Source organism: Bradyrhizobium sp. P5_C11_2, from assembly GCF_054049755.1.
This window is the reverse complement of the sequence record NZ_JBFULT010000424.1, coordinates 1-6,634: the sequence shown is the minus strand read 5'-3', so window position 1 is coordinate 6,634 and position 6,634 is coordinate 1. Positions and strand designations below refer to the sequence as shown.

The following is a 6,634-nucleotide window of genomic DNA, read 5'->3' as shown; positions in this document are numbered from 1 at the left end:
GAACCGCCGTGCGCGATCCCGACACCACCATCATCGTCAATTGCGCCGGCCGCACCCGCTCGATCATCGGCACCCAGTCGCTGATCAACGCCGGCGTGCCGAACAAGGTGCGGGCGCTGCGCAACGGCACCATCGGCTGGACGCTGGCCCGGCACGATCTCGATCACGGTGCCGACCGGCGCGGTGCGATCGGGCCGTTCGAGGGCGGCCCTGGCAACGCCCGCGACGTCGCCTATCGCGCCGGCGTTCGCCACATCGGCGCGAACGAGGCGTCGGCGCTCGCGGCGCAGAGCGACCGCACGCTCTATCGCTTCGACGTGCGCGACGAGCAGGAATACACCGGCGGTCATCTCCCGGGCTTTCGTCACTATCCCGGCGGCCAGCTGGTCCAGGAGACCGACATGGCCGCGCCGGTGCGCGGCGCGCGCATCCTCCTGACCGACGACAAGGCCGTGCGCGCCGACATGACGGCGTCCTGGCTCGCGCAGATGGGCTGGGACGTCTATGTGCTGGAAGGCGGCTATGACGGCGCGCTCGAGGTCGGCGCGCCGCAACCGCTGCCGAAGCCCGATCCGGCGCATCGCTACCGCCGTCCCTATGAAGGCACCGACGTCGCCGAAGGCGCGATGCAGGCCTATCTCGACTGGGAATACGGCCTCGTCGACCAGCTCCGCCGCGACGGCACGCACGGGTTTTATGTGATTTGAGGCGCAGCGGCCGTGCCGCGAGCATTAGTCTCTCACCGTCACCCTGAGGTGGCCGCTTCTTAGCGGCCCTCGAAGGGCGACGGCCCGGCTGCATCGGGGGCGTTCCATCCTTCGAGGCTCGCCCTGCGGTGCATTCGCACCACAGGGCTCGCGCCTCAGGATGACGAGGCGGTAGCGAAATTGCCTCGCCCCCCTGCCATCTTCTCCCCGTATCCAAACCCTATTGTGCTGCGTCTCGTCCGCGGTCTATGAGCTGCGGCAAAGCCGCAATCGATGGAGATACTATGCCAGCCCCAGGCCAAAGCCCCGAGCGGAACGCGAAGGCGCTGCTGCTCGAAGGCGTCAACGACAGCGCCGTGGACCTGTTCCGGAGCGCCGGCTTCACCAATGTCGAGCGGCTGACCAWGGCGCTGGACGGCGAGGCGCTGCGGCAGGCGCTGAAGGGCGTGTCGCTGCTCGGTATCCGCTCCCGCACCCAGATCACCGATGACGTGCTCGAGGCCGCCGACCAGCTGCTCGCGGTCGGCTGCTTCAGCGTCGGCACCAACCAGGTCGACCTGTTGGCGGCGCGCAAGCGCGGCATTCCCGTCTTCAATGCGCCGTTCTCCAACACCCGCAGCGTCGCCGAGCTCGTGATCGGCGAGATCGTGATGCTGCTGCGGCAGATTTTTCCGCGCTCGGTGTCGGCCCACGACGGCGGCTGGGATAAATCGGCGACCGGCAGCCGCGAGGTGCGCGGCCGCACCCTCGGCATCATCGGCTACGGCAATATCGGCTCGCAGCTCTCGACTCTTGCTGAGGCGATGGGCATGCGCGTGATCTATTACGACCGCACCGACAAGCTGCGCCACGGCAATACCGAGCCGGTCGAGAAGCTCGAAGAGCTTCTGGCGCAGAGCGACGTGGTCAGCCTGCACGTGCCGGAGACGCCGGAGACCGCCGGCATGATCGGCGAGAAGGAGCTGCGGGCGATGAAGCCCGGCTCGTTCCTGATCAATAACAGCCGCGGCACCGTGGTCGATCTCGACGCGCTTGCAAGCTGTTTGCGCGACGGGCACATCGCGGGCGCCGCCATCGACGTCTTCCCGGTCGAGCCCTCGTCGAATTCGGATCGCTTCAAGAGCCCGGTGCAGGGCCTCGGCAACGTCATCCTCACCCCGCATATCGGCGGCTCGACCGAGGAAGCGCAGGAGCGCATCGGCGGCGAAGTCGCGCGCAAGCTGGTCGACTATTTCATCACGGGATCGACCATGGGCGCGGTGAATTTCCCGGAGGTGCAGCTACACTTGCGTCCCGCAGGCGCGCGCTTCAGCCATGTCCATCGCAACGTGCCGGGCATGCTGCGCCGGCTGAACGAGGTCTTCCTCCAGCGCGACATCAATATCGCCGCGCAATATCTGGAGACCGCGGGCGACCTCGGTTACGTCGTGCTCGACGCCGACCTCGGCGGGCAGGATTCGGCGGCGCTGCTCGCGCAAATCCGCGGCCTCGAGGGCACCGTCGGCGCGCGGCTGGTGTTCGAGCACTAGAAAGTGAGAGGACCCACGTTCCAGTTGCATTTCTCGGTCAAGGCTCTCTACACTGCGCCATCGTCTTCGACGCTCGTGTGACAAATCGCGTCGAATTTGAGTTTCAGTTGCGTGGGTGCCGCCATGGAACGGGACGCCGTACTGATCGATCTCGCGCTTCAAGGCGGTGGTTCGCACGGCGCATTCACCTGGGGTGTGCTCGACCGCCTGCTGGAAGAGAAGCGGCTCACCATCGCCGCGATCTCCGGCACGTCCGCAGGCGCGATGAATGCGGCGGTGCTCGCAGACGGGTGGACCGCGGGTGGTGCCGAGGGTGCGCGTGATGCGCTGGAACGATACTGGCGCCGCGTGTCGAAGGCCGCGGCTTTCAGCCCGCTGCAGCGTTCGCCGCTCGACCGCTTGATGGGGCGCTGGACGCTCGATACATCGCCAGCCTACATCCTCACTGATCTGATGTCGCGCGTGCTCTCGCCCTACGATCTCAATCCGACGGGCTACAATCCGTTGCGCGAGGTGCTGGCCGAGAGCATCGATTTCGAGCGGCTCGCGCTTTCGCCGATCAAACTGTTCGTCACCGCAACGCGCGTGCGCACCGGGCGCGGACGGATCTTCCGCAACGCCGAGATCACGGCTGACGTGCTGCTGGCGTCGGCCTGCCTGCCGACCATGTTCCGCGCGATCGAGATCGACGGCGAGCCCTATTGGGACGGCGGCTTCGCGGGCAACCCGACGATCACGCCGCTGATCCGCGAGAGCGACGCGCACGATACCATTCTCGTTCAGATCAATCCGACCGAAACGCTCGAGGCGCCGAGGACGGCCGCGGAGATTCTCAATCGGCTGAACGAGATTTCGTTCAATTCGCCACTGATGAAGGAGCTGCGCATGATCGCGCTGCTGCGCCAGGCGGCCGACCCCGGCAGCGGCGAGGGCGCGCGCTGGGCGAAGATGCGGACCCACCGCGTCAAGAGCGACATGCTGGCGAAGTTCGGCGCGTCCTCCAAGCTCAACGCCGAATGGGAATTCGTCTCGATTCTGCGCGCCGAGGGACGTCAGGCCGCCGAGACGTTTCTCGACGAGCACGGTGCGGATATAGGCCAGCGCTCGACCGCCGATCTCGACGTCCTCCTGGCGGAGTGCTGAGACGTGGGTCTTCTCGGCATTCTCGTCGGGCTCGGCCTATTGATCCTGTTCGCCTTCCGCGGCTGGAGCGTGCTGCTGCTCGCGCCGTTCGCCGGGCTCGTTGCCGCGCTGTTCGGGGGCGAGCCGCTGCTGGCCAATCTGACCCAGGTCTTCATGGTGAATGCGGCGGGATTCCTGGCGCAGTTCTTCCCGATCTTCCTGCTCGGTGCCGTCTTCGGCAAGCTGATGGACGACAGCGGAGCGGTCAGGTCGGTCGCGGGCTTCATGGCGGCTCGTCTCGGCGAGCGGCGCGTGATCCTCGCGGTCGTGCTCGCCGGTGCGCTGGTCACCTATGGCGGCGTCAGCCTGTTCGTCGCGTTCTTCGTCATCGTCCCGATGGCCCGCTCGCTGTTTCGTGCCGCTGCGATTCCGCGCCGCCTGATCCCGGCGGCAATCGTGCTGGGCACATCGACCTTCACCATGTCGGCTCTGCCGGGCACGCCGTCGATCCAGAATGCGATCCCGATGCCGTTCTTCGGCACGACGCCCTTTGCCGCCCCTGGCCTCGGCGTCCTCGCCTCCCTCATCATGCTCGGCGGAGGATTGTGGTGGCTGCATCGCGCCGAAGCCGCGGCCCGCCGCGCGGGAGAAGGCTATGGCGATGACATCGAGGGGGCGACCGAGCGCGCCGCCGCCGACGAGCTCGTGCGCGAGCGCGCAACGACGGCGCGGGAATTCGACCCGGCGGAAATGCAGCACGGGCGTCGCAGCGATCAGCCGTCCCCGGTGCTGAGCGCGATCCTGCCCTTGGTTGTCGTCGTGGCCGTCAATCTCGTGATGTCCCTTGTCGTATTGCCGCGGCTCGACGTCAGCTATCTCGCCGAGCAGCGTTTTGGCGCCACGTCGCTCGCCGCCGTCGCGGGCGTGTGGTCGGTCGCGGTCGCATTGACCGCGGCCATCATCGTCACCGTCGTGCTGAACTGGGCTCGCCTGCCCGCGCTGCGCCAGACCATGGACGCCGGCGCCAACGCGTCGGTCCTGCCCGCGTTCAGTGTCGCCAGCCTCGTCGGGTTCGGCGCGGTGGTCGCCTCGCTGCCGGCGTTCGCGCTCGTGCGCGACTGGGTCCTCGGCATCGAAGGCGGCCCGCTGGTCTCGCTCGCGGTCGCAACCAACGTCCTGGCGGCGCTGACCGGTTCGGCGTCCGGCGGCCTGACCATAGCGCTCGACGCGCTTGGCCCGACCTATGTCGAGCTTGCCGCGCTCACCGGCATCGACCTCGGGCTGATGCATCGTGTGGCGGTGATCGGCTCGGGGACGCTGGATATCCTGCCGCACAATGGTGCCGTTGTAAGCCTGTTGGCGATCTGCGGCCTGACCCATCGCGACAGCTATTTCGACATCGTGATGGTCGGCATCGTGACGTCGCTGCTGGCGCTGGTGGCCGTCATCGCATTGGGTGGTGCGCTGGGATCGTTCTGATCGAAAGCTGGCGTGAGCGATTGACGGGAGGGCGAAGGTTGCATTGAATGCGGCCACCTGTCAGACGCAACAAGACAGAAAAAGCCGGGTGGAAACGATGACGCGAATCGATGCGAAGCTGTGTGCGTTGCTCTTGGGCTCGGCGGCCGTGCTGGGCGCGGGTGGCGCCTCCGCGGCAATTTTGGCGGAGGATGCGGATACGGTCTGCAAGGGCCTCGTCGGCGGCGCCGATGCCGTGAAGGTCGATTCCGCGGCGTTGCAGGCACCGTCGCAACTCGCCGTCGCCGAGCGCGGGCCGACGCCGTCGGGGCGTGTCACGCCGGCCAATCCCGCCTTCTGCAAGGTGCTCGGCCATATCGAGCCGGCCGATCCCAAGGCGCCGCCGATCAAATTCCAGGTCAATCTGCCGGTCGAATGGAACGGGCGCTCGGTGCAATATGGCGGCGGCGGGTTCAACGGCGTGCTGATCACCGGCCTTGCCCTGCCGCCGGCCTATCCGTTCGACAAGCCGTCGCCGCTCGCGCGCGGCTTTGTCACCTATGGCACCGATTCCGGCCACGAGACCAAGCCGGGCGAGCCGCCGCAGGTCTTCGCGCTCAACGACGAAGCGTTCGAGAATTTCGCCCACCGCGCCTACAAGAAGGTGCGCGATGCCGCCGTCGCGCTGATGGAGCGCGCCTACGGCAAGAAGCCCGAAAAGATGTACTTCATGGGCTCGTCCGAAGGGGGACGCGAAGGCCTGACTATGGCGCAGCGCTATCCCGACGATTTCGACGGCATTTTTGCCCGCGTGCCCGTCATCAACTGGGTCGGCCTGCAACATGCCGGCACGCGTTCGGGCCTCGTGACCATGGGGGACGGCTGGATCAATCCGGCGCAGGTGAAGCTCGTCGGCGATGCGGTGCGGGCGGCCTGCGACAAGGCCGATGGCTCCGCTGACGCGCTGGTGCAAAATCCCGTGGCCTGCAAGGCGGCGTTCAAGGCGGAGAGATTGCGCTGTGATAGCGGCAAGACGGGCGATCAGTGCCTCACCGATGCGCAGATCAAGGCCGTGAACACGCTGCACGCGACCTACAAATTTCCGTTCCCGCTCGCCAACGGCCTCGACGATTATCCGGGCTGGGGCGTCTCGGGCGAGGATACGCCGTCGGTCGGGCCGACCGGCGGCTGGGTTGCGTGGTGGCTCGGCACCGCGCCGCCGGCGCAGCCACCCGCGCCCAACAACGGCATCGCCTGGATCTACGACGCCGGCGGCATTCAATATGTGTTCGCGCGCGACCCCAAGCTCGATGTGACGACCTACAAGGTCGAGGAGCACAAGGCACGGCTGCTTGAGGTCTCGAACCTCATGGACTCGACCAATCCCGACCTCAGCCGCTTTCGCGAGCGCGGCGGCCGGCTGATCATGCTCGAGCACATGGCCGATTACGCGCAGAGCCCCTATGCCGGCATCCGTTATTTCGAGAGCGTCGAGCGCCTGATGGGCTCGGCGACGACGGAGTTGTTCGCAAGGCTCTACACGGCGCCAGGCGTCGACCATGTCGGTTCCGGCGCGCCGGCCAATGTCGACATGCTGAGCGTGCTGGTCGACTGGGTCGAGAACGGCAAGGCGCCCCGCGATCTCGAGGTCAGCGAGCAGAAGGTCGAGGCGCCGTCCTTCGCGGCCGTCCGCGCGCTGCCGCYGTGCCGCTGGCCGGCCTGGCCGCATTACAATGGCGGCCCGGTGACGGAGGCTGCGAGCTTCTTCTGCGCTCCGTAGGCCTTCACCTCTCCCCGCTTGCGGGGAGAGGTCGGAAT

At 67.1% G+C, this 6,634-nt stretch carries 5 protein-coding genes; all 5 read left to right on the top strand.

Annotated elements, in window-relative coordinates:
• A partial coding sequence (locus ACXJL8_RS29810) for a rhodanese-like domain-containing protein (protein WP_456686077.1) occupies positions 1-707 on the top strand: 707 nt, incomplete at its 5' end.
• A gap of 284 nt (positions 708-991) precedes the next feature.
• Positions 992-2,236: a phosphoglycerate dehydrogenase gene (gene serA, locus ACXJL8_RS29805; RefSeq protein ID WP_456686076.1), complete on the top strand. Its 1,245-nt coding sequence runs from the start codon at positions 992-994 to the stop codon at positions 2,234-2,236.
• A 123-nt stretch (positions 2,237-2,359) separates the two neighbouring features.
• Positions 2,360-3,379 (top strand): patatin-like phospholipase family protein, encoded by a 1,020-nt coding sequence (locus ACXJL8_RS29800; protein ID WP_456620586.1) that lies wholly within the window; start codon positions 2,360-2,362, stop codon positions 3,377-3,379.
• Positions 3,380-3,382: 3 nt separating this feature from the next.
• Positions 3,383-4,837, top strand: coding sequence for a GntP family permease (locus ACXJL8_RS29795; RefSeq protein WP_456620585.1), 1,455 nt, complete (start codon positions 3,383-3,385; stop codon positions 4,835-4,837).
• A 97-nt stretch (positions 4,838-4,934) separates the two neighbouring features.
• A complete protein-coding gene (locus ACXJL8_RS29790; RefSeq protein ID WP_456686075.1) occupies positions 4,935-6,596 on the top strand; it encodes a tannase/feruloyl esterase family alpha/beta hydrolase in 1,662 nt (553 codons plus the stop codon).
• Positions 6,597-6,634: the final 38 nt, after the last annotated feature.